The 18,743-nt window shown below is 42.7% G+C and carries 22 protein-coding genes and 1 pseudogene; 17 read left to right on the top strand and 6 right to left on the bottom strand.

Annotated elements, in window-relative coordinates:
• Positions 1–88 precede the first annotated feature (88 nt).
• Positions 89–556, top strand: a complete 468-nt coding sequence (locus tag C6Y02_RS03805; RefSeq protein WP_034660471.1) for a helix-turn-helix domain-containing protein — start codon at positions 89–91, stop codon at positions 554–556.
• Between the two features lie 62 nt (positions 557–618).
• Here the strand turns inward: C6Y02_RS03805 and C6Y02_RS03800 are convergent, their stop codons facing one another.
• The gene (locus tag C6Y02_RS03800; protein WP_003214932.1) at positions 619–966 is read right to left on the bottom strand and encodes a helix-turn-helix domain-containing protein; all 348 of its coding nucleotides are present in this window, start codon (positions 964–966) and stop codon (positions 619–621) included.
• Positions 967–1,173: 207 nt separating this feature from the next.
• On the opposite strand from C6Y02_RS03800, the gene C6Y02_RS03795 reads away from it, so the two are divergent.
• The 6 genes from C6Y02_RS03795 to C6Y02_RS03770 all read left to right on the top strand — a co-directional run bounded on the left by C6Y02_RS03795 (position 1,174) and on the right by C6Y02_RS03770 (position 6,899).
• Positions 1,174–2,163 carry an asparaginase gene (locus C6Y02_RS03795; protein WP_003215391.1) on the top strand — a complete coding sequence of 330 codons (990 nt, stop codon included), beginning with the start codon at positions 1,174–1,176 and terminating at the stop codon, positions 2,161–2,163.
• A 28-nt stretch (positions 2,164–2,191) separates the two neighbouring features.
• Positions 2,192–3,616: an aspartate ammonia-lyase gene (aspA, locus tag C6Y02_RS03790; protein ID WP_066031535.1), complete on the top strand. Its 1,425-nt coding sequence runs from the start codon at positions 2,192–2,194 to the stop codon at positions 3,614–3,616.
• A 140-nt stretch (positions 3,617–3,756) separates the two neighbouring features.
• Positions 3,757–5,163: a Na+/H+ antiporter NhaC gene (nhaC, locus tag C6Y02_RS03785; protein WP_106030679.1), complete on the top strand. Its 1,407-nt coding sequence runs from the start codon at positions 3,757–3,759 to the stop codon at positions 5,161–5,163.
• A gap of 295 nt (positions 5,164–5,458) precedes the next feature.
• Positions 5,459–5,884, top strand: coding sequence for a YwqH-like family protein (locus C6Y02_RS03780; RefSeq protein WP_060597597.1), 426 nt, complete (start codon positions 5,459–5,461; stop codon positions 5,882–5,884).
• A gap of 38 nt (positions 5,885–5,922) precedes the next feature.
• Positions 5,923–6,186, top strand: coding sequence for a YwqI/YxiC family protein (locus C6Y02_RS03775; protein ID WP_106030678.1), 264 nt, complete (start codon positions 5,923–5,925; stop codon positions 6,184–6,186).
• Positions 6,187–6,473: 287 nt separating this feature from the next.
• On the top strand, positions 6,474–6,899 hold the full coding sequence (locus C6Y02_RS03770) for a YwqH-like family protein (RefSeq protein ID WP_060597595.1): 426 nt from the start codon (positions 6,474–6,476) through the stop codon (positions 6,897–6,899).
• Between the two features lie 48 nt (positions 6,900–6,947).
• On the opposite strand, the gene C6Y02_RS03765 is transcribed toward C6Y02_RS03770, so the two are convergent.
• Positions 6,948–7,160 (bottom strand): hypothetical protein, encoded by a 213-nt coding sequence (locus C6Y02_RS03765; RefSeq protein ID WP_223250412.1) that lies wholly within the window; start codon positions 7,158–7,160, stop codon positions 6,948–6,950.
• 136 nt (positions 7,161–7,296) lie between these two features.
• Between C6Y02_RS03765 and C6Y02_RS03760 the strand changes: the two genes are divergently transcribed.
• From C6Y02_RS03760 to C6Y02_RS03730, 8 genes and pseudogenes are all read left to right on the top strand, one after another.
• Positions 7,297–9,255 (top strand): BglG family transcription antiterminator, encoded by a 1,959-nt coding sequence (locus tag C6Y02_RS03760; protein WP_106030677.1) that lies wholly within the window; start codon positions 7,297–7,299, stop codon positions 9,253–9,255.
• An 89-nt stretch (positions 9,256–9,344) separates the two neighbouring features.
• The gene (locus C6Y02_RS03755; RefSeq protein ID WP_034660464.1) at positions 9,345–10,655 is read left to right on the top strand and encodes a PTS sugar transporter subunit IIC; all 1,311 of its coding nucleotides are present in this window, start codon (positions 9,345–9,347) and stop codon (positions 10,653–10,655) included.
• 14 nt (positions 10,656–10,669) lie between these two features.
• Entirely contained in the window at positions 10,670–10,849 is a 180-nt protein-coding gene (locus tag C6Y02_RS19445; protein ID WP_223256476.1) for a hypothetical protein, read from the top strand.
• Positions 10,771–11,028 carry a mannonate dehydratase gene (locus tag C6Y02_RS03750; protein ID WP_223250427.1) on the top strand — a complete coding sequence of 86 codons (258 nt, stop codon included), beginning with the start codon at positions 10,771–10,773 and terminating at the stop codon, positions 11,026–11,028. Before C6Y02_RS19445 ends, C6Y02_RS03750 begins: the two co-directional genes overlap by 79 nt.
• Complete coding sequence (locus C6Y02_RS03745) at positions 11,025–12,458, top strand: glycoside hydrolase family 1 protein (RefSeq protein ID WP_106030676.1); 1,434 nt, start codon at positions 11,025–11,027, stop codon at positions 12,456–12,458. Before C6Y02_RS03750 ends, C6Y02_RS03745 begins: the two co-directional genes overlap by 4 nt.
• A 12-nt stretch (positions 12,459–12,470) precedes the next feature.
• On the top strand, positions 12,471–12,794 hold the full coding sequence (locus C6Y02_RS03740) for a PTS sugar transporter subunit IIB (RefSeq protein ID WP_060597591.1): 324 nt from the start codon (positions 12,471–12,473) through the stop codon (positions 12,792–12,794).
• 19 nt (positions 12,795–12,813) lie between these two features.
• Positions 12,814–13,143: a PTS sugar transporter subunit IIA gene (locus tag C6Y02_RS03735; RefSeq protein ID WP_060597590.1), complete on the top strand. Its 330-nt coding sequence runs from the start codon at positions 12,814–12,816 to the stop codon at positions 13,141–13,143.
• A gap of 65 nt (positions 13,144–13,208) precedes the next feature.
• Positions 13,209–14,065, top strand: a pseudogene (locus C6Y02_RS03730) (polysaccharide deacetylase family protein).
• A 129-nt stretch (positions 14,066–14,194) separates the two neighbouring features.
• Here C6Y02_RS03730 and fosM read toward each other — a convergent pair.
• The 4 genes from fosM to C6Y02_RS03710 are packed head-to-tail and all read right to left on the bottom strand — an operon-like array spanning position 14,195 to position 17,389.
• Entirely contained in the window at positions 14,195–14,620 is a 426-nt protein-coding gene (gene fosM / locus C6Y02_RS03725; protein ID WP_060597588.1) for a FosM family fosfomycin resistance protein, read from the bottom strand.
• Between the two features lie 58 nt (positions 14,621–14,678).
• A complete protein-coding gene (gene ribD, locus C6Y02_RS03720) occupies positions 14,679–15,770 on the bottom strand; it encodes a bifunctional diaminohydroxyphosphoribosylaminopyrimidine deaminase/5-amino-6-(5-phosphoribosylamino)uracil reductase RibD (protein WP_106030675.1) in 1,092 nt (363 codons plus the stop codon).
• Positions 15,757–16,518, bottom strand: a complete 762-nt coding sequence (locus tag C6Y02_RS03715; protein WP_060597586.1) for a GTP cyclohydrolase II — start codon at positions 16,516–16,518, stop codon at positions 15,757–15,759. Before C6Y02_RS03715 ends, ribD begins: the two co-directional genes overlap by 14 nt.
• Positions 16,496–17,389, bottom strand: coding sequence for a VOC family protein (locus C6Y02_RS03710; RefSeq protein WP_060597585.1), 894 nt, complete (start codon positions 17,387–17,389; stop codon positions 16,496–16,498). The genes C6Y02_RS03715 and C6Y02_RS03710 overlap by 23 nt, the downstream gene beginning before the upstream one ends.
• Positions 17,390–17,565: 176 nt before the next feature.
• On the opposite strand from C6Y02_RS03710, the gene C6Y02_RS03705 reads away from it, so the two are divergent.
• A complete protein-coding gene (locus C6Y02_RS03705; RefSeq protein ID WP_106030674.1) occupies positions 17,566–17,898 on the top strand; it encodes a winged helix-turn-helix transcriptional regulator in 333 nt (110 codons plus the stop codon).
• A 371-nt stretch (positions 17,899–18,269) separates the two neighbouring features.
• Positions 18,270–18,728: an NEAT domain-containing protein gene (locus C6Y02_RS03700; RefSeq protein WP_106030673.1), complete on the top strand. Its 459-nt coding sequence runs from the start codon at positions 18,270–18,272 to the stop codon at positions 18,726–18,728.
• Positions 18,729–18,743: the final 15 nt, after the last annotated feature.

Here is an 18,743-nt window from a genome sequence, read left to right as displayed (position 1 = left end):
CCATGATTCCGAAGGATGAGGTGCCACTTTTTCGAAGAAATCGTGTATGATGTCAGTAAAGACTGAACACTCGGAGAGGTGATGAGAGATGGATAAAGAGATGGTAATCGACCTCGTCACAGAACAAATGGCACGGATTCGAAAAGAAAAGAATTATACGCAGGACCGCATGGCTGAGGTACTTGGTCTATCGAAACGGCATTTGCAGCAGGTTGAAAAAAATAGGCTGCGCCTCAACTGGACGCAAACTGCGGCCGTATGTGCATTATTCAGGGATAGTGACATTTTAAAAGGGACACTTGGGGATGATCCGCTTGAGATTCTGGAAGTCGTGGCACATGATGAATTGCATCTATCGGTGGAACGTACGATTGGCGGAAAGGTTTGGTGGCGGACGTCTATCAAAAAAGGCACATTTCGTCTTCAGCAAAATGTGCTTAGTCAGCATTACCGCATCTTAGATGATGAGAATTATCGCTATTATAGTTCGTTTAATAAAGATGAAGCGAAGCGGCGGTTAGAGGAATTAAGTCAGCTGTCTTCTCCTTATTCATAAGCAGCTGATAGGGAAAAGGAAAGAGAGGCACCCGATTGATTAGGGACCTCTCTTTTCTGTGTTTATACTTTTAGAGTGTTTTTCGCCCGAATAAAGGCAACAAGCTGTTTGATTTCTTCATCATTTAGGGGAACGCCGTCGACAAGGATGGTTCCTTCTTTTGCTTCAGTCAGTTCAATTTTGATATCAGAGATTTTGCGTTGTATCTCTGGCTCGTCCGTTCTACCAAGTAAAAAATCAATGGACGTATCATACAAATCAGCCAGCCGCTTCACTGCTTCAAGCGAAGGTCGTCGGTACCCAGATTCGTAACCGGCATAGGTGCTTTTGGCGATACCTAGGCGATCTGCCGTATGCTGGAGAGACCATTTTTTCTTTTTTCTAAGGGTGGTTAAACGATCGAGTATCATTACATGAACGCTCCTTTATATACAACAACAGTATATCATATTTTGACATGGAATGTACGCGTTATGCGTAATAATTTCTTGATTAATTCGCGTTATGTGACTATAATGGCAATGAAGGTACGCGTAAAGCGTATATTATAGAATAGCACAAGCTAGCTTATAATATGTGTGACAAACGAAGTAATTTTATTGAAAGAGGTGGACCTGTTGAAGAAATTATTGCTTTTAACCACTGGTGGGACGATTGCATCTGTAGAGAGTGAAAACGGTTTGGCTCCAGGTGTTAAAGCTGAGGACCTTTTAAGCTATTTAAACGAAATTAATGCAGAGTATACAATGGATACAAAGTCCCTAATGAGTATAGATAGTACAAATATGCAGCCTGAATACTGGGTGGATATTGCAACAGCCATTTATGAAAATTATGATCAATATGACGGTTTTGTTGTCACGCATGGTACAGACACGATGGCCTATACATCAGCAGCTCTTTCTTATATGCTGCAAAATCCGGATAAGCCAATTGTCATTACAGGCTCACAAATCCCGATTACGTTTAAGAAAACAGATGCGAAGAAAAACATCACCGATGCGATTCGCTTTGCATGTGACGGCGTAGGCGGCGTGTATGTTGTCTTTGATGGCAGAGTCATTCAAGGAACACGCGCAATCAAACTAAGAACGAAAAGCTATGATGCATTTGAAAGTATTAACTACCCATATATTGCATCGATTGAAAACCATCAAATTGAATACAATAGCAAAGTAAAAAGATCGTCAATGAAACCGCTTAAATTAGACGCATCTTTAAACACCGACGTTTGTCTCTTGAAATTGCACCCAGGTCTAAAGCCTGAGTTCTTAGATGCAATCAAAGGCGTCTACAAAGGAGTCGTGATCGAAAGCTACGGCAGCGGCGGTATTCCTTTCGAAGGAAGAAACCTTTTAGAGAAAATCAACGAATTGCTCGAAGAAGGCATTTCTGTTGTCATCACAACTCAGTGTCTTGAAGAAGGAGAAGACATGAGCGTGTATGAAGTAGGACGCAAAATCAATCAAGAACTGGTGGCACGTTCACGAAACATGAACACAGAAGCCATCGTGCCGAAACTTATGTGGGCATTAGGTAAAACAACAGACCCAAGAGAAGTGAAAAAGATTATGGAAACGCCAATCGCAGAAGATTTAGTGATTTAACTATTCTATAGAAAGCAGGTCATATCAGATGGTTCAAGCAACTTATCGCTATGAGAAGGATTTTCTGGGTGAAAAAGAAATTCCGGCAGACGTGTATTATGGGGTTCAAACCCTTCGTGCAAAAGAAAATTTCCCGATTACAGGATATCGCATGCACGAGGAACTGATCAGAGCCTTTGCCATCGTGAAAAAAGCAGCAGCTCAAGCCAATATGGAAGTTGGACGTTTATATGAAGGAATTGGAAATGCCATCGTACAAGCCTCTGATGAAGTTATTGAAGGCAAGCTGCATGAGTACTTTATTGTAGACCCAATCCAAGGCGGCGCAGGAACGTCGATGAATATGAATGCCAATGAAGTGATTGGAAACAGAGCGCTAGAAATCATGGGACATCAAAAGGGTGAATACATCCATTTAAGCCCAAACACACATGTAAACATGTCACAATCGACGAATGACTCGTTTCCAACAGCTATCCACATTGCTGTATTGAAGCAGTTAGACATTCTGCTTGAAACAATGCAAACGATGCAGGACGTATTCAAAAAGAAAGCAAAAGAATTTGATCATGTGATCAAAATGGGACGTACACACCTGCAGGATGCTGTTCCAATTCGTTTAGGACAGGAATTTGAGGCATACAGCCGCGTGCTCAGCCGTGACATTAAACGGATCAACCAATCAAAGCAGCATTTATATGAAGTGAATATGGGTGCAACAGCTGTTGGGACAGGCCTAAACGCAGATCCTCGTTATATTGAAATCGTGGTGAAGAAGCTAGCAGATATTTCTGGTCTTCCGCTTGTAGGCGCAGAGCATCTCGTGGATGCTACGCAAAATACAGATGCTTACACAGAAGTGTCCGCCGCATTAAAAGTATGCATGATGAACATGTCTAAGATTGCCAACGACCTTCGCCTAATGGCATCTGGTCCACGTGCAGGACTTGCTGAAATTGCATTGCCAGCTCGTCAGCCTGGATCATCCATTATGCCTGGGAAAGTCAATCCAGTCATGGCAGAGCTCATTAACCAAATTGCATTCCAGGTCATTGGGAACGACCATACCATCTGTCTTGCTTCTGAAGCAGGCCAGCTTGAGTTAAATGTGATGGAGCCTGTTTTGGTCTTTAACTTGCTTCAATCTATTAGTATAATGAATAACGGATTCCGCTCATTCACAGATCATTGTTTAGTGGACATTGAAGCAAATGAAAAACGTTTGAAAGAATATGTGGAAAAAAGTGCAGGCGTCATTACTGCGGTAAACCCTCACTTAGGCTATGAAGCCGCGGCTAGAATCGCAAGGGAAGCCATTTTAAGTGGAGAATCCATTAGAGATCTTTGCTTGCAAAATGATGTGTTAACAGAAGAAGAACTTGATATTATTTTGAATCCATATGAGATGACAAAGCCTGGTATTGCAGGACAAGAACTGCTAGAACGGGAATAATATCAAAAATTTTATTTTATTAATATGTCGAATTGCCTGTGAAATAGAGAAAAACAGGCAATTCACTTTCTTTCGAATTGACACACTTTTTTCACAATATTTTGAAAACGCTTAACGCACTCACAAAGGGAGGAAACACAATGAAATCACCACGTCTGCCGTCTATGTTAGAAGTCGTGTCTGTACTTGGCTTATTTTTAGCAATTGTTTTATCTTTTACTCTTTATTTCAAATTAGATATTCAACTAGCATTGTTTATCTCATGGTTTATAGTTATCGCATTAGGTATTCGATTGGGGCATTCATATAAGGATCTTCAAAATGCGATCACAAAAGGGATATCGAATGGTCTAGAAGCCATTTTAATTTTAATTGCAGTAGGTGCACTTGTTGGTACATGGATTGCAGGTGGAGTTGTACCTACGTTAATTTACTACGGTCTAGAGTTTATTCATCCTAATATCTTCTTATTAGCTACACTTGTCATCTGTGCACTCATGTCCATTGCAACAGGAACCTCTTGGGGGACGGTTGGAACGGCAGGGATTGCGATGATCGCAATTGGTGAAGGGCTAGGTATCCCACTTCCGATCGTGGCAGGTGCCGTCTTATCAGGTGCTTATTTTGGAGATAAATTATCCCCATTATCAGATAGTACAGTGCTCGCTTCCTCTCTTTCAAAAGTGGACGTGCTGGCGCATGTTCGAGCGATGATGGTTTTATCCATACCAGCCTTTGTCATTACGGCCATTATGTTTACGGTTACAGGCTTTATGTATGGTGGACGCAACATTGATCAAAATAAGGTAGAATTTTTGAAAAATGCCCTGCATGATACATTTACCATTAACATTTGGATGGTCATCCCAGCAGTAGTGGTTGTATTACTGCTCGTATTTAAGAAACCTTCAATGCCTGTTATTGCCATTGGTGCTCTTTTAGGATCTATTTGGGCGATGGCTTTCCAAGGAATGAATCCAGCAGATGCGATTGGTTCAGCATACAATGGCTTCTCTATTAATTCAGATGTAGATTTCTTAAATACGCTGTTAAATCGTGGCGGTATTGTGAATATGCTTGGATCTTTAGTTGTCATTATTCTCGGGCTTGGTTTTGGTGGCGTACTTGAATATCTCGGCGTCTTAAAAGTGATTGTCGCTACTTTCGAGAAGAAATTATATAATGCAGGAAATGTAACCTTATCTACACTTGTTGTTGCATTCTTCGCAAATATTTTTGGCTGTGCAATGTACGTTTCATTAATTCTTACACCGAAAATTATGGAAAAAAGCTACGATAAATTGAAAATAGACAGACGCGTTCTATCTAGAAACGCTGAGGTCGGTGGAACAATGACGTCTGGTATGGTTCCGTGGTCAGATAACGGAATTTACATGGCTGGAATTCTAGGCGTCTCGACATTCTCATATTTACCATTTATGTGGTTGAGCTTTGTTGCCATTGCTCTTGCCATTATCTACGGATATACAGGGAAATTCATTTGGTACGTCAAAAATCAACAAGACTCAGAAGAATCGGCTTCATAAGCCGTTTACAAAAGCCGCCTCAATTAGGCGGCTTTTGCTTGTCCTAGGACCGAGAGACTACATATGATATAAAGAAGATGATCGGGAGTTTAGACCCTTTATAAAAGAGGTCTAAAGGGGTAATGTGGAGCAGAACGAAAGCATATTTATCCCATAAAAAGGGTATAAATCCCTATTCAAACATGAGTCTTTGAACCTTATAATAACAATATTGGAAAAAGTGCTATTCACCTTACGCTCGTTTAGAGGAACTCTAAGCAGCGTTTTTATTTTTTGACAGGAGGAGGAAGCCATAATGAGCTTGTCGGATATGCTGTCTGCCCTAAACGGTGGCATTACAAGTAAAAAAGCAGAAATTGAAGAGAAAATCGCTCGACTTAAAAAGGCGAAAAGTAAGGTCGAACGTGAACAAGATGCGGCAGAAACAGACCTGAAGCAAATCAAGCAGCCAAAGCTTGGGGCCTCTTGGAAAGGTGAGCGAAGCAAGGATTTCAAATCAGAGCGGAATGAAGCACATGATGCGCTGCAAACGATTGTGAACGACAAATACCCACGCTACGTGAGCCGCATCGAATTCAAAATCAGTACATTAGAAGCTGAACAAACTGCGTTATCCTTTGCCAGTTCCTTAGCTGGAGACGCCGCACGTCTTGCTGAAAAAGGAGAAGACGCAGTAGAGGACGCCAAACGCTTGATCTCAAAAGCATGGAACAGTTTTTAAAGCTGCTTTCACACTGAACAATTCTGGAGGATATCACGATGGGACAAATTAAGTTAAACTACCAAACAGTTATGAATCAACTAGATGAAGTCTCCCAAGCAGTCGAAGCTTTAACGATGAAAAAAGCAGCAGATAAAGCGGGTGAAAACAGCCTTGAATTTGTGACCAAATGGACGGCACGTGAGGCAGAGGTGAACGAAATGGTCTCAAACTTTAAAGAAGCCTTAATCAAAAATGTCCAGGACACGCGCTCGAATGTGAAAACCTTAAAAGAACAGGACGAAGCGATTGCTGCAAAATAATCAGCACAATCGCTTTTATTTATGGATTACATTTGCATGATAAGAAATATAGTTCAATGGAATCATATAAAATTCAGGATGTACGACCTTGTATTATTCCGTTTTTCTTCCAAACACGTCACTAAAAGGACACCTTTTCCCTATTTAAGACTGAGGCTTTTCACCTTATACTATACTTAATGAAAGCGAAACGATAGAAATGTCAGGATTGGAAAAATCAAGTGAGTCGATAGCTTCCAAGGCTCTGACGCTGTGCTTTCGTATGAGGTCCGATAGAGGTGGATGACATGAGTTTATCCGAGATGCTACACCATCTGCATATGGGAATTGAAAACAGACGTGCAGAATTTGATGAAATGATCTCTCGGTTAAAGACAGCCAAAAGCAATATTCGAACAGAACAAGATCTTGCGCAGTCAGACATAAAGGAAATTAAGAAGCCTGCTCTAGATTCGTCATGGAAAGGTGAGAGAGGAACCGACTTTCATCGCCACCGAAAAGACGCCTACCATGTAATGCACGACATCGTGAACAATGAGTATGAAAAATATATAACCGAGATTGATCAAAAAATCTTGCACTTTGAATTAAAAAAAATGGAGCTGGCTGTTGCCAGTAATTTTGCCGGAAGAGCCCAGGACGTGATGGAAAAGGGCGAGGATTTTGCAAAGGATGTTAAACATTTGATTGAACGGGGCTGGAAAGCTCTTTAAAATAAAATATAAAACAGCCGTCTCATAAGCGAGCGGCTGTTTTTTTGTTTAGTCACATCCACCACCGCTATCGCCTGAATCTCCCCCGCAGGAGGCATCAGAAGCGTGATGAGTATATGAATCAGTATAGGTACTTGTCGTTGAACTGTGATGTGAAGAACGCTTAGCAGATGTACGTTTATCCTTTGATGTGAACAGGTGGGCAATGATTGCTCCTAAAGAAGCCAATATGATCATAACAACAAACATAAAAGAACCCATAATGCATCCCTCCTCTTGTTTCATCATCATACGATTGAGCCATATTGAGGTTCCCGATTTGTAAGAAAAACTGGGCAAAGAGTTCTATTTTCGTTTATGATGATAGGCAAAAGTAAATGCCAAGGGAGGAGAGCCCATGCTATCTTTACGTCAGGAGGAGCTCCTGAAACGCTTGATGCAAGCGGAGCAGGAACTGACAAGTGAAGAAATTGCCCGCGTGATTGGCGTCACATCACGAACCATCCGAACAGATATGAAAGCGCTTAAATCTATAATAGATGAACAAGGAGCCGCACTACATATCAAACGCGGGGCAGGGTATACATTGACCGTCGAGGATTATGGGGCATTTCGTACATTTTTGAAAAAGTCGCTGAGAGAAAGAAACGAAAAAAAGGAACAGGTCATTCCCAATCAGCCTAAAGACCGTGTGGCGTATCTATTGAAAAGGCTGCTCCTGTCTGAAGACTATATCAAATTAGATGGGTTGGCAGAGGAACTATTTGTGAGTGAATCGACAGTGAAGAATGATTTGAAAGCGGTCAGACATTTGTTTTCATTACATGGACTTTCTGTAGCACATCGCCCTAAATATGGATTGCGGCTGACAGGGGATGAAATGAAATTAAGATATTGTATGGCTGAGCATGTGTTTCAGCAAGAGCATGCGAACTCTGCGCTGTTACCTGAAGAAACGTATCAATTGGTTCAGGACATTGTGCGTTCACGTACAAAAGCAAGCGGACTTCATCTGTCAGAGATCGGTTTAAGTAATTTAGTCACCCACATCGCCATTGCATGCAAACGAATTGAAGAGAAAAAACTAGTCATGATGCCAGAAGCGGAATTGAAAGACATTCAAGTGCAGCCTGTTTTTCAAGTGGCTCAACAAATGGCAGAAGATATTCGGCATGTATTAGCTATTGATTTTCCGTTATCTGAAATGGCGTACATTGCGATTCACTTGATGGGTGCCAAGATGATGGCATATGGAGATGACGGCCATACGCTATTTCACCTTCTAGACGAAGATCACTTTCGCTTCACTCACCAATTACTTGCTTATGTAGAGGAGCACATGTCACTTGATATTCAATTTGATAAGGAGTTGATCGTTGGATTAAGTCTTCATTTGCGTTCCGCCATTCATCGTTTTAAGTACGATATGAACATTCGTAACCCCTATTTACCGGACATTAAAAGGCATTATCCCATTGCATTTGAAGCGGGTGTCTATATGGGGAGATGGCTGAAGGAAAAAGAGGGGGTCGAGATCCATGAGGATGAGATTGGGTATTTGGCGCTCCATATCGGTGCTGCAATCGAGCGGACAAAATCACAGCATGTGAGAAAGAGATGCCTTATTGTGTGTGCAACGGGTGTCGCCAGCAGTCAGCTCCTTCTTCATAAGCTGACGGCGGCTTTTAGCGGAAGGCTGGAGATCGCTGGAACTGCAAGTGTTGGGGATCTTCCTTCGTATGATTTGAGAAGCATTGATTTTATTATTAGTACCATTCCGCTTCAGAACACATTGCCGGTGCCAGTGATTGATGTACATACGATTTTAAGTGACGATGATATTGTACGGCTGAAACGTTTTGTGCAGGATCCACAGGATACAGGGGTTTTGCGGTATGTCAGTCCGGCGCTGGCATTTTATCAGCAAGACCTTCAATCAAGAGAAGAGGTTCTTCAATTTTTTGTGAACGTGCTAAAGGAACAACATCGCATCCCGGACGAGTTTGAACAATTATTGCTGGAAAGAGAGCAAGTGTCCCCAACATCGTTCGGTCATTTGGTCGCGATTCCTCATCCGATGAAGCCGGCAACAGATGACACGTTTTGTGCGATCTGCACGTTGAAAAAACCGGTGCTGTGGGGTGAAGATCGAGTACAAGTCGTTTGTTTGTTGAGTATCCAGAAGACGTATCAAAAAGAATTACAGTCGCTTTATCAATTTCTTGTGCGGCTGACAGAGCGGAAGGAAGTGGTGGAACAACTCATCAAGGCCGCTTCATTTGAGGAACTGACGGCGGCGCTTCAAGTATTGGAGCATCCGAATGAAAAAACGGGACACCCATTTCCGCATCTGTGAGGAAAAAGATTAGATGTTAATGAAAGCGCTTTTAAAATAACATCAAAAAGGAGGATGATCACGAGTTTTTGCAAAGGGGGAGACGGATCATGAGCTTCAAGGAGAAAGCGGCAGACGTCATGGGGAATGTGGCTTATCGCATCACGAATCAGAAATATATTATGGCGATTAAACAGGCATTTGTCACATTGATGCCAATCATCATTACAGGGGCTTTTGCTGTATTGGTGGCAAATATGATCATGAGCCCGGAAACAGGGCTTGCTCATTTTGAGATATTCAGATTTTTAGCGGAGCTTCAGCCAATTATGAAGGCAATCAATTATGCCACGCTGAACTTTTTAACGATTGGGGCTGTGTTCCTCATCGGGATAGAGCTTGGGAAAATCAACGGGCACAAGTCCCTGTTCCCAGGGCTGATGGCATTGATTTCATTTATATCTGTTATTCCAACGACACTTCTTCTTGAAGTGGATGGATCGATGCGTGAGGTTGTAGATGTACTGGCAAGGCAATTTTCTGATCCAAAAAGCTTATTTTTAGGGATGATCATTGCGATCATATCTGTGGAAATCTTTTGTAAGCTGACCGAGGTGAAATGGCTTCAAATCAAGATGCCAGATTCTGTTCCATCGAATGTTGCGACATCTTTTTCGTCACTTTTTCCTTCGATCATTACGATTACGATCATTAGTTCATTCGGCTTTGCATTTCACCGTTTGACAGGCATTTATTTGCATGAAGCAGTGTATAACGTGGTGCAGCGCCCGCTAGAAAGTGTTGTACAGGGTCTGCCGGGGATTTTAACGTTGATGTTTGTGGCGCAATTTTTCTGGGTGATCGGCATCCATGGCAACCAGATGATCAAACCGATCCGGGAGCCGCTCTTATTAGGGTCGATTGCAGTGAATATGACAGCATTTCAAGAGGGAAAAGAGATTCCGAATATCATCACGATGCCATTTTGGGATGTGTATATGAGTATCGGTGGTTCAGGTGTGACCATTGGGCTTTTGATTGCGATTTTTATTGCTGGAAGAAGGGAAGAGATGCGAAGCATTGCCAAGCTCTCATCTGGGCCGGGCCTCTTCAACATCAATGAACCCGTTATTTTTGGCTTGCCCGTCATGTTAAACCCTGTGATGGCAATCCCATTTATCGTCACACCGCTTGTAACAGGGACGATTGGTTATATTGCGACGGCTACAGGATTTGCTGGAAAAGCAGTCGTGATGGTGCCTTGGACGACACCGCCGATTGTGAATGCATGGCTGTCAACCGCTGGCAGCATGGGAGCTGTCATTACACAGCTCATCTGTATTGTAGTAGCAGTCTTCATCTATTTGCCATTTGTTCTCTTGTCTAACCGCAAACCAGAAGCGGCACCAGATTCAGAATAAAAGGAGGGGCATGAATGAACATGCAATGTAGGTGGTATGGAGAGGATGATCCCGTTTCACTTGCGCGTAAATATCCGAAAAATGGCGCATCCACTTTGCTCATTGACGAAATGTCATCGTTCATGAAAATGGTGATTTTGAAGAGTCAGCGCACCTTTCGTCAGCAGGAAGTCTTGATATGGGAGCAATTGTGAAGGCTTTGTTTGAAGAGGGCTCTAATGGCTATGTCCGGTCGGATCATGGACGTATGATCTTTGGCGAGACAGGCAGACCTGGCTACGGTTTATATGATCGAGCACTTGGGGCTGTGTATTTGCAAGGAATTTGGGAGGGGCTTCACGTTCAAACGAGGAAAGGGAAGGTAGCGATATGAACAGAATCGAGATTCCAAGTGATTTTATCCTAGGTGCCGCGGCTTCTGCTTGGCAAACAGAGGGATGGAAGGGAAAGCAGGTGCATCAGGATTCGTACATTGATTCATGGTATAAGGAAGGATATCACGTGTGGCACGAAGGATATGGTCCGGCTGGTGCGACGAACTTTTACGAGCGCTATCCTGAAGATGTGGCCTTAATGAGAGAGATTGGACTGACACATTATAGGACATCGATCAATTGGTCGAGGTTTCTCATAGATTACGAGAAGGGGATTGTGGATGAGACCTATGCCCGTTACATTGATGACTTGATCAATGGATTAATTGCAGCAGGTGTAGAGCCAATGTTTTGCTTAGAGCATTATGAGCTTCCTGCCGTTTTGCTTGAGAAGTATGGCGGATGGTCATCAAAGCATGTCGTCGAGCTGTTTGTTCTCTATACGGAAAAAGTGTTTGAGCGCTACGGGGACAGGGTCAAACATTGGTTTAGCTTTAATGAACCAATTGTTGTCCAAACACGTGTTTATCTAGATGCCATCCGTTATCCCTTTGAGCAAAATACGAAAAAATGGATGCAGTGGAACTATCATAAAGCGCTGGCAACAGCAAAAGTGGTGAAGTTGTTTCGGGAGATGGGATTGAAGGAATCGACAGGTGCAAAAATCGGGGTGATTCTCAATCCAGAAGTGACGTATGCAAGATCCTCTGCCCCGCATGATCAAGAAGCGGCACGGATGTATGATTTGTTTTTCAATCGAATGTTCTTAGATCCCTCCATCAAAGGGGAGTATCCAGAGGAATTGCTCGATGTGTTGAAAAAGCATGATATTCTTTTTGATGCGACAGAGGAAGAGCTTCAGGTCATCAAGAATCATACGGTCGATGTCGTCGGGCTCAACTTATACTATCCGCATCGTGTCAAGGCGCCGAGTAAGGCGTGGAACGAAGGGACGCCATTTCATCCGTCTTATTATTACGATATGTTTGAGCTTCCAGGGAGAAAAATGAATCCATTCAGAGGCTGGGAAATCTACCCAAACATTGTCTATGATATGGGGATGAGAATAAAAGAAGAATACGGAAATATCGAGTGGTTTGTAGCCGAAAACGGGATGGGTGTAGAAAAGGAAGAACGGTTTAAAAATGAAGACGGTATCATTGATGATCAGTATCGCATTTCATTTATCAGCCAGCATTTGAAGCGGGCACTTCAAGCGAAAGCAGAAGGATCAAATTGCACGGGCTATATGCTGTGGGCTTTTACGGATAATGTCTCACCGATGAATGCCTTTAAAAACCGCTACGGATTAGTCGAAATCCAGCTGGAAAATGAACGTAATCGCCAGTTGAAAGCATCAGCGTATTGGTACCAGACATTAATCAAAACAAGGGAACTGAAGGTTGAAACAGAAGTCATCTATCGATAGGAGTGATGGAATATGAAACGAATCATTCTCGCTTGTGCCGCAGGAATGTCGACGTCCATTGTAGTGTCCAAAATGAAGGCTGCTGCAGAAGCTAAAGAGCTGGATTATGATATCTACGCCATACCTGAAGGGGCCATTGCGGATGAATTAGAAGAGCATGGAGGAGATGTTCAGGTGATTTTACTTGGACCGCAAGTAAGCTTTATGAAAAAGGCAGCAGAAAAAACCGCTGCACCTTATCAAATACCTGTCGATGTCATCAATGTGAGATTATACGGAACAGCGAACGGGGAAAAAATACTAGAGCATGCTCTGAAACTAGCAAATGAATCTTAAGTAATTGGAGGAGAAGCAGATGACGGTATTAGAGGAAATGCAGGGAGCAGCCTTTCAAATCATTGCTCATGCAGGCGAGGCAAGAAGTCATTATGTCGAAGCGATTCGTCTAGCAAGAGCAGATGATTTTGAAAAAGCACAGCAGTTGATTGAAAAAGGGGAGGAAGCGTTTCGAAGCATCCACAATCTGCACTTGCCGCTGATCCAAAAAGAGGCGGCAGGTGAGCAGCTTCCCTTTTCTTTACTGCTGATACACGCAGAAGATCAAATGCTCACAACAGAGACCATTCATCTGCTCGCCATCGAAATGATCGAAATGTGTAAAAAAATGAACGCCCTGTCAAAATAGATATCAGCTATTAACCAATTTCTGTTATAATCATTCGGTAGATAAAGAGAAAGCAGGATTGGTGGATGAAGAAAACATGTATGTTGATTGCAGTTGGTCTTTTGGCGCTGCTCATTTCGGGCTGTACGGGAATGAAGGAGCAAACGGAAGGAAACCAGCAAGTAGTCAAAGAGGAAAAGGGTCCATTACTAGCAAAAGAAACAGAAGAGATTCAGCAGACAAAAGAGGAAGTGATTGATACACAAAAATGGATTGAGCAAAAGGAGCCGATAGAGCTTCCAATTTTGATGTATCACAGCATCTCCAGCGGCAGCTCGCTGCGTGTACCAAAGAGCGAGTTTGCGGCTCATATGAAATGGCTGAAGGACAACGGCTATGTCACGCTGTCGCCAGAAGAAGCGTATCGCGTCTTCACAACAAATACGAGGCCAAGTGAAAAGTGTGTCCTCATTACATTCGATGATGGATATACCGATAACTATACTAAGGCATTCCCGATTTTAAAGCAGTATGGAATGAAGGCAACGATTTTCATGATTGCGCAATCCATTGGCCGCCCGAACCACTTAACGGATGATCAAATGGATGAAATGATAGCAAATGGGCTTTCGATTGAGAGTCATACAATTCATCATTTAGAGCTCAATCGTTTATCAAAGGAGCAGCAGAAAGAGGAATTAAAAGGATCAAAGGCATTCTTTGATCAACGATTTTCTCAGCATACGAGAATGGTCAGTATCCTGTTGGGCGCTATAACGAAGACACGCTGAAGCTAGCGAAGGAAGCCGGTTATCAAATGGCTGTCACCACTGAACCAGGACATGCGAAGAAGGAACAGGGCATGATGTCCTTGCACCGTGTTCGCGTGTCACCGGGACTTTCACCCGAAAGCTTTGGCAGATTGGTAGAGGGGAATCGATAGAGATCAAATCACAAATGTTTCACATGAAACATTTTACGACAAGTTTCACGGTGATGATTGGTGAATCGACATTTGGGTGGTTCAAAGGCGAAACAGAACTTTCATGAAGATGGAAGTTCTGTTTTTTTATCATTCATCAAAAAATTCCATATGAGCTTTTTCTTGCTTGTAATAATCGATTCGATCTTTCATGGTCCCGGTATGAAACTCAAATTTATGTCCATCAGGGTCCGTAAAGTAGATCGACTGATGATCTTTTTCATCTCTTGGACGGCCTGGCAAGATGTTGACGTTCAAATGTTTTAGCTTGTTGTACATGTGATCTACATCCTCTTCATCAATTGAAAAAGCGATGTGCGTGTAAGCGTGCTGAATGTCTTGACGAGGAATGTCTTTTTCCACATTCAGGGCAAGCCATAGCCCGTTCAAATCAAAGTAAGCTGTCTTTTTTCCTTTTACTAATAAAGTGGCGTCAAATACGTTTGTGTAAAAATCAATAGAGGTTTCTAAATCAGAAACAGAAAATAACAAATGATTGATTCCTTTTATCGACATCACATTCACCTCAAAACATATTTGAAAAAAAGCCTGTAGATGGGGTCTACAAGCTTGTTTATTGATAAACAGGATAGCCCGTTATTTTGATATCTTTCCCTAGTGGTTCTACTGAGAGTTGATCCAATTCGATGGCATCACTCATGAGGCGTATGCCTTCGCCTCCAAAAAAGGAAGGGGACAGCCGACCGCCAATGAGTTTAGGTGCCATATAGATGACCAATTTATCTACAAGCTGCTGTTCTAAAAATGAGGCATTGACCTGGCCGCCGCCTTCAATCATGAGGGAGGAGACATTTCTTTCTCCCAGCACTTGAAGCACTTCTTGCAGGGGCACCCGCGTGTCGCTATCTGTTATAAAGACACTGACGCCAGCTGCTTCTAAAGCGGCTCGTTTTCCCTCATTGGCTTGCTTTGTCGTAAAGATCCATGTAGGTGCCGTCTGATCAGTGACGATCTTTGCTGTCAGCGGTGTTGACAGCTTAGAGTCTAAGACAATTCGAATCGGATGATGCCCATTTGGAATCCGTGCAGTTAGTGAAGGATCGTCATGAATAACGGTTTGAGCACCGACCAAAATCGCATCATTGATACTGCGGATATGATGAGCATCATAACGAGATGTTTCAGATGTAATCCATTTACTGTCAGACGTAGCAGACGCAATTTTTCCGTCTAAGGTAATACCTGCCTTGAGCGTCACGAAAGGTGTTTTTTTCGTAATAAAATGATTAAATACTTCATTCATGAGAATGGATTCCTGTTCCAGTACGCCTGTAATCACTTGGATGCCAGCATCTTGTAAGATGGCAATCCCGCGGCCTGCGACAAGCGGGTTCGGGTCAAGCGCTGCCACGACAACGGTTTCGACGCCTGCTTTCACAAGTGCTTCCGCGCAAGGGCCTGTGCGGCCGTGATGGGAACAAGGCTCGAGGGTCACATAAATGGTGGCTCCTTTTGCCTTGTCTCCAGCCATTTTAAGTGCATGAATTTCAGCATGCGGTTCACCGGCTTTCATGTGAGCACCGACACCAACAATTTCATTCTCTCGCACAATCACAGCCCCGACGAGCGGGTTTGGAGAGGTCTGACCTTTCATTGCCTGTGCATTTTCAAGGGCTAGATTCATATATCGCTCATGATGTGGCAATCGTACGCACCTCTTGCTCCGCCTTCATGTGACCTGAGCGGTTGATTTTTGTCTGTAAGTATTTTTCATTAAACTCCGAGACATCACCCCAAAGCGGAATGCGTCCAGAAAGAGATAGACCTGCATGGCTGATGGCATCTGTCTTTTTCGGATTATTGGTAATGAGTCTGACTGGCTTTGTACGAAGTGTTTGAAGAACCGCGATGGCTTCTTCATATTGACGCGTGTCATCTTCAAAGCCGAGTGCTTCGTTCGCTTCTACTGTATCGTAGCCGTTTTCTTGAAGAATATAAGCCATGGCTTTACTGAAAAGTCCAATACCGCGGCCTTCATGATTGGCTAAATAGAACAGTGCACCTGCACCATTGTCTTCAATCATCCGCATGGACTGCTTCAATTGGAACCCGCAGTCGCAGCGCTTGCTTCCGAAAATATCACCAGTGTGGCAAATGGAATGCATGCGGATAAGGGCTTCGTCAGCGTGCTCGAACTCCCCATACACTAGAACGCTTGACTGCTGTTGATCGGCAAGCTGGCGGGACGAGAGGCTTTCAATTAAAGCGTCATCTGACAATGGCTCTTTTCCATCGTCTTTTAACCATGAATACCAGTTGAACATCACGGTTCTGCCGTCTAAATTCACTGGCAATTTAATGGGTCCAGTGATATATATATACCCGTCTTCTTGCTGTACTCGTTTGATTTTATCTTTTAAAATGGCTGTTTTAAGATCTGTGTGTTTGTCCATATTCTGCACCTTCTTTTTTGTCTGTTTCTTCAATCTGTAAACGAACGAGAACGCCAAATGGATCAACAAATTCGTTACTTTTCCCTGTTGTTTTCACTTGAGTGCCTGCTTTTGTCAGACACTCGACGACGGACTGTCTGTCTGCTTCTTGTGGGAATACCAGTGTATAGCTTCTAATTCCTGAAAAACGTGGATCAATGGCTCCTTTTCGTCCCCGTCCCCATGCATTAAAGGCAAGGTGATGGTGGTACACACCAGCGGCGATAAACAGGCTTGCTGGTGGAGCCATTCTGATGTGAAAACCGAGCGTATTGACATAAAAGGAATCAGCTTCTTCTGGGTTAAGATGGAAATGTAAGTGTCCCATAACTGTACCAGCGGGAAGTCCTTCCCAAGTTGTATCAGCGGCTTCTTGCAGGAGACCATCTCCATCAAGAGGTGCATTTCCGCCACCTTTCAGTTCTCCATGCTCACCTACCCAAACGTCCTCAGGGCGATCAGCATATATTTCTACGCCAATGCCGTCAGGGTCACTTAAATAAATGGCTTCACTGAAAAAGTGATCGCTTGCTCCAATTAAAGGATAGCCTTTTTTGATCACATGTGCCAGCCATGTGCCCAGGTTTTTTCTGGTAGGTAATAAAACAGCAAAATGATAAAGTCCTGGCTCATGATCAGGCTTCTCCTTGAGCTGTGCATCCTCTTTTAACAAAAGAATGGGTTCCTTTGCATTGCTTCCAAGAGTGACGGTGGATTCCGTCTGTTCTACTATTGTAAATCCTAAAATGTCTGTATAAAAAGGTAAAGAACGCTCAAAGCTGGACACATGTAACTCTGTTACACCCAATCTTAGCTCCTCAATTGTCTTCAAGCTCGGTCAGCTCCTTCATGATATATGCATCGGCATGTTCAAATGTTTTTGAAAATCTATAAAAATGAATACCTTGTTACTTAAAGTAACTAAACTATATAATAGTTAGTGACTTATTTCAAGTAATTAATTGTGCTATAATGAAAAAAAGAGAGAAAAGCGGGAGGGAGTAAGGTATGGCTCAAGTAGATGGCTGTCCAATCACAGATGCCATGGAGATTCTAGGCAAGAAGTGGGTCATTCTCATCATCAATCAGCTTCTGACAGGCCCTAAGCGTTTCTGTCAGCTTGAAAATGAAATGAACATCAGCGGACGATTATTATCAGAAAGGCTGAAGGATTTAGAGGCTGAAGGACTCGTTGAGAAAAACGTATACCCTGACATTCCAGTACGGATTGAATACGAATTAACAGCGCAAGGGAAGAAAATTGAGCCGATTATTCGTGAAATGTATGCTTGGTCTTTAGAACGTAATAACAGCAAAAAAGGGGAACAAGTCTCTTCCTAAACGATTTCGATCAGTCTGTCTGGTCGAAATTTTTTTTGTGCGATTTTCCAGAAATCTAAGTCAATAGTATGAAAAATGATGTTGACAATAAATTCATTCATCATATAATATCAAGGAGAAGAGGGTTCTTTTCCCTGTAATGGAATGGAGGTTATGCCATGGTATCATGAATGGGACAGATTACCTAAAACACGTTTCAAACCATCATTTAGAAACAGACATCTTTGGCTTTTAGGAAGCAAAGATTTATTTTTTCAACTCAATTGATAATGATTATCATAATCATCTATAAGTGTGATCCAGCGCTTATGAAGGTTATTTTTTTTATTATCTATTGAGAATAATTATCAATATCATTTAGGAGGGTTCACATGAAAGCCATTCGTTCAGCATCACACGTATTATTGTTCTTTAGTTTTGTTCTATTATTTGCCCTAGCCCCAGTTAGCTCAGCCTCAGCAGCAGGCTTAGCAGATGGTCAACATTCAGCACAATATGTGGTATGGAAGGCAGATAGCGATTCGACTTCAACAGCGAATACGTATTTTGAAAAACCAGCCAAGCTTGTCGTGAAGAATGGAAAAATCAAAGCACAAGTCACGTTAACGAATAGCTCTTGGATCACAAGCTTTAAAACACTTGATCAAGGTGTGTACAAAGATGCGAAGGTGATCAGTACAAATACAGCTGCAAATAAGAGAACGGTTGAATTCAACGTGAACAGCCTGACAGAAGTCGTACCAGCAAAAGTGAGCGTGACTGTACCGGTCATCGGATATACAGGCAATTACGACATCCGCCTCAAGTTTGATGCAGCATCTGTTCAATAGAAAGGGAGGAAATTC

Source organism: Bacillus sp. NMCC4 (assembly GCF_002998555.1).
In the GTDB taxonomy this organism is placed as follows: domain Bacteria; phylum Bacillota; class Bacilli; order Bacillales; family Bacillaceae; genus Bacillus.
This window is presented reverse-complemented; position numbering and strand designations above follow the sequence as displayed.

Excerpts from the sequence above, each read along its gene's own strand:
- C6Y02_RS03715 (WP_060597586.1), bottom strand. The coding sequence starts at position 16,518 with ATGGACAAACACACAGATCTTAAAACAGCCATTTTAAAAGATAAAATC.
- C6Y02_RS03700 (WP_106030673.1), top strand. The coding sequence starts at position 18,270 with ATGAAAGCCATTCGTTCAGCATCACACGTATTATTGTTCTTTAGTTTT.
- C6Y02_RS03770 (WP_060597595.1), top strand. The coding sequence starts at position 6,474 with ATGAGTTTATCCGAGATGCTACACCATCTGCATATGGGAATTGAAAAC.
- C6Y02_RS03755 (WP_034660464.1), top strand. The coding sequence starts at position 9,345 with ATGAGCTTCAAGGAGAAAGCGGCAGACGTCATGGGGAATGTGGCTTAT.
- C6Y02_RS03760 (WP_106030677.1), top strand. The coding sequence starts at position 7,297 with ATGCTATCTTTACGTCAGGAGGAGCTCCTGAAACGCTTGATGCAAGCG.
- nhaC (WP_106030679.1), top strand. The coding sequence starts at position 3,757 with ATGAAATCACCACGTCTGCCGTCTATGTTAGAAGTCGTGTCTGTACTT.
- C6Y02_RS03765 (WP_223250412.1), bottom strand. The coding sequence starts at position 7,160 with ATGGGTTCTTTTATGTTTGTTGTTATGATCATATTGGCTTCTTTAGGA.
- C6Y02_RS03780 (WP_060597597.1), top strand. The coding sequence starts at position 5,459 with ATGAGCTTGTCGGATATGCTGTCTGCCCTAAACGGTGGCATTACAAGT.
- C6Y02_RS19445 (WP_223256476.1), top strand. The coding sequence starts at position 10,670 with ATGAACATGCAATGTAGGTGGTATGGAGAGGATGATCCCGTTTCACTT.
- C6Y02_RS03775 (WP_106030678.1), top strand. The coding sequence starts at position 5,923 with ATGGGACAAATTAAGTTAAACTACCAAACAGTTATGAATCAACTAGAT.
- C6Y02_RS03740 (WP_060597591.1), top strand. The coding sequence starts at position 12,471 with ATGAAACGAATCATTCTCGCTTGTGCCGCAGGAATGTCGACGTCCATT.
- C6Y02_RS03800 (WP_003214932.1), bottom strand. The coding sequence starts at position 966 with ATGATACTCGATCGTTTAACCACCCTTAGAAAAAAGAAAAAATGGTCT.
- C6Y02_RS03705 (WP_106030674.1), top strand. The coding sequence starts at position 17,566 with ATGGCTCAAGTAGATGGCTGTCCAATCACAGATGCCATGGAGATTCTA.
- aspA (WP_066031535.1), top strand. The coding sequence starts at position 2,192 with ATGGTTCAAGCAACTTATCGCTATGAGAAGGATTTTCTGGGTGAAAAA.
- C6Y02_RS03735 (WP_060597590.1), top strand. The coding sequence starts at position 12,814 with ATGACGGTATTAGAGGAAATGCAGGGAGCAGCCTTTCAAATCATTGCT.
- C6Y02_RS03805 (WP_034660471.1), top strand. The coding sequence starts at position 89 with ATGGATAAAGAGATGGTAATCGACCTCGTCACAGAACAAATGGCACGG.
- C6Y02_RS03745 (WP_106030676.1), top strand. The coding sequence starts at position 11,025 with ATGAACAGAATCGAGATTCCAAGTGATTTTATCCTAGGTGCCGCGGCT.
- fosM (WP_060597588.1), bottom strand. The coding sequence starts at position 14,620 with ATGTCGATAAAAGGAATCAATCATTTGTTATTTTCTGTTTCTGATTTA.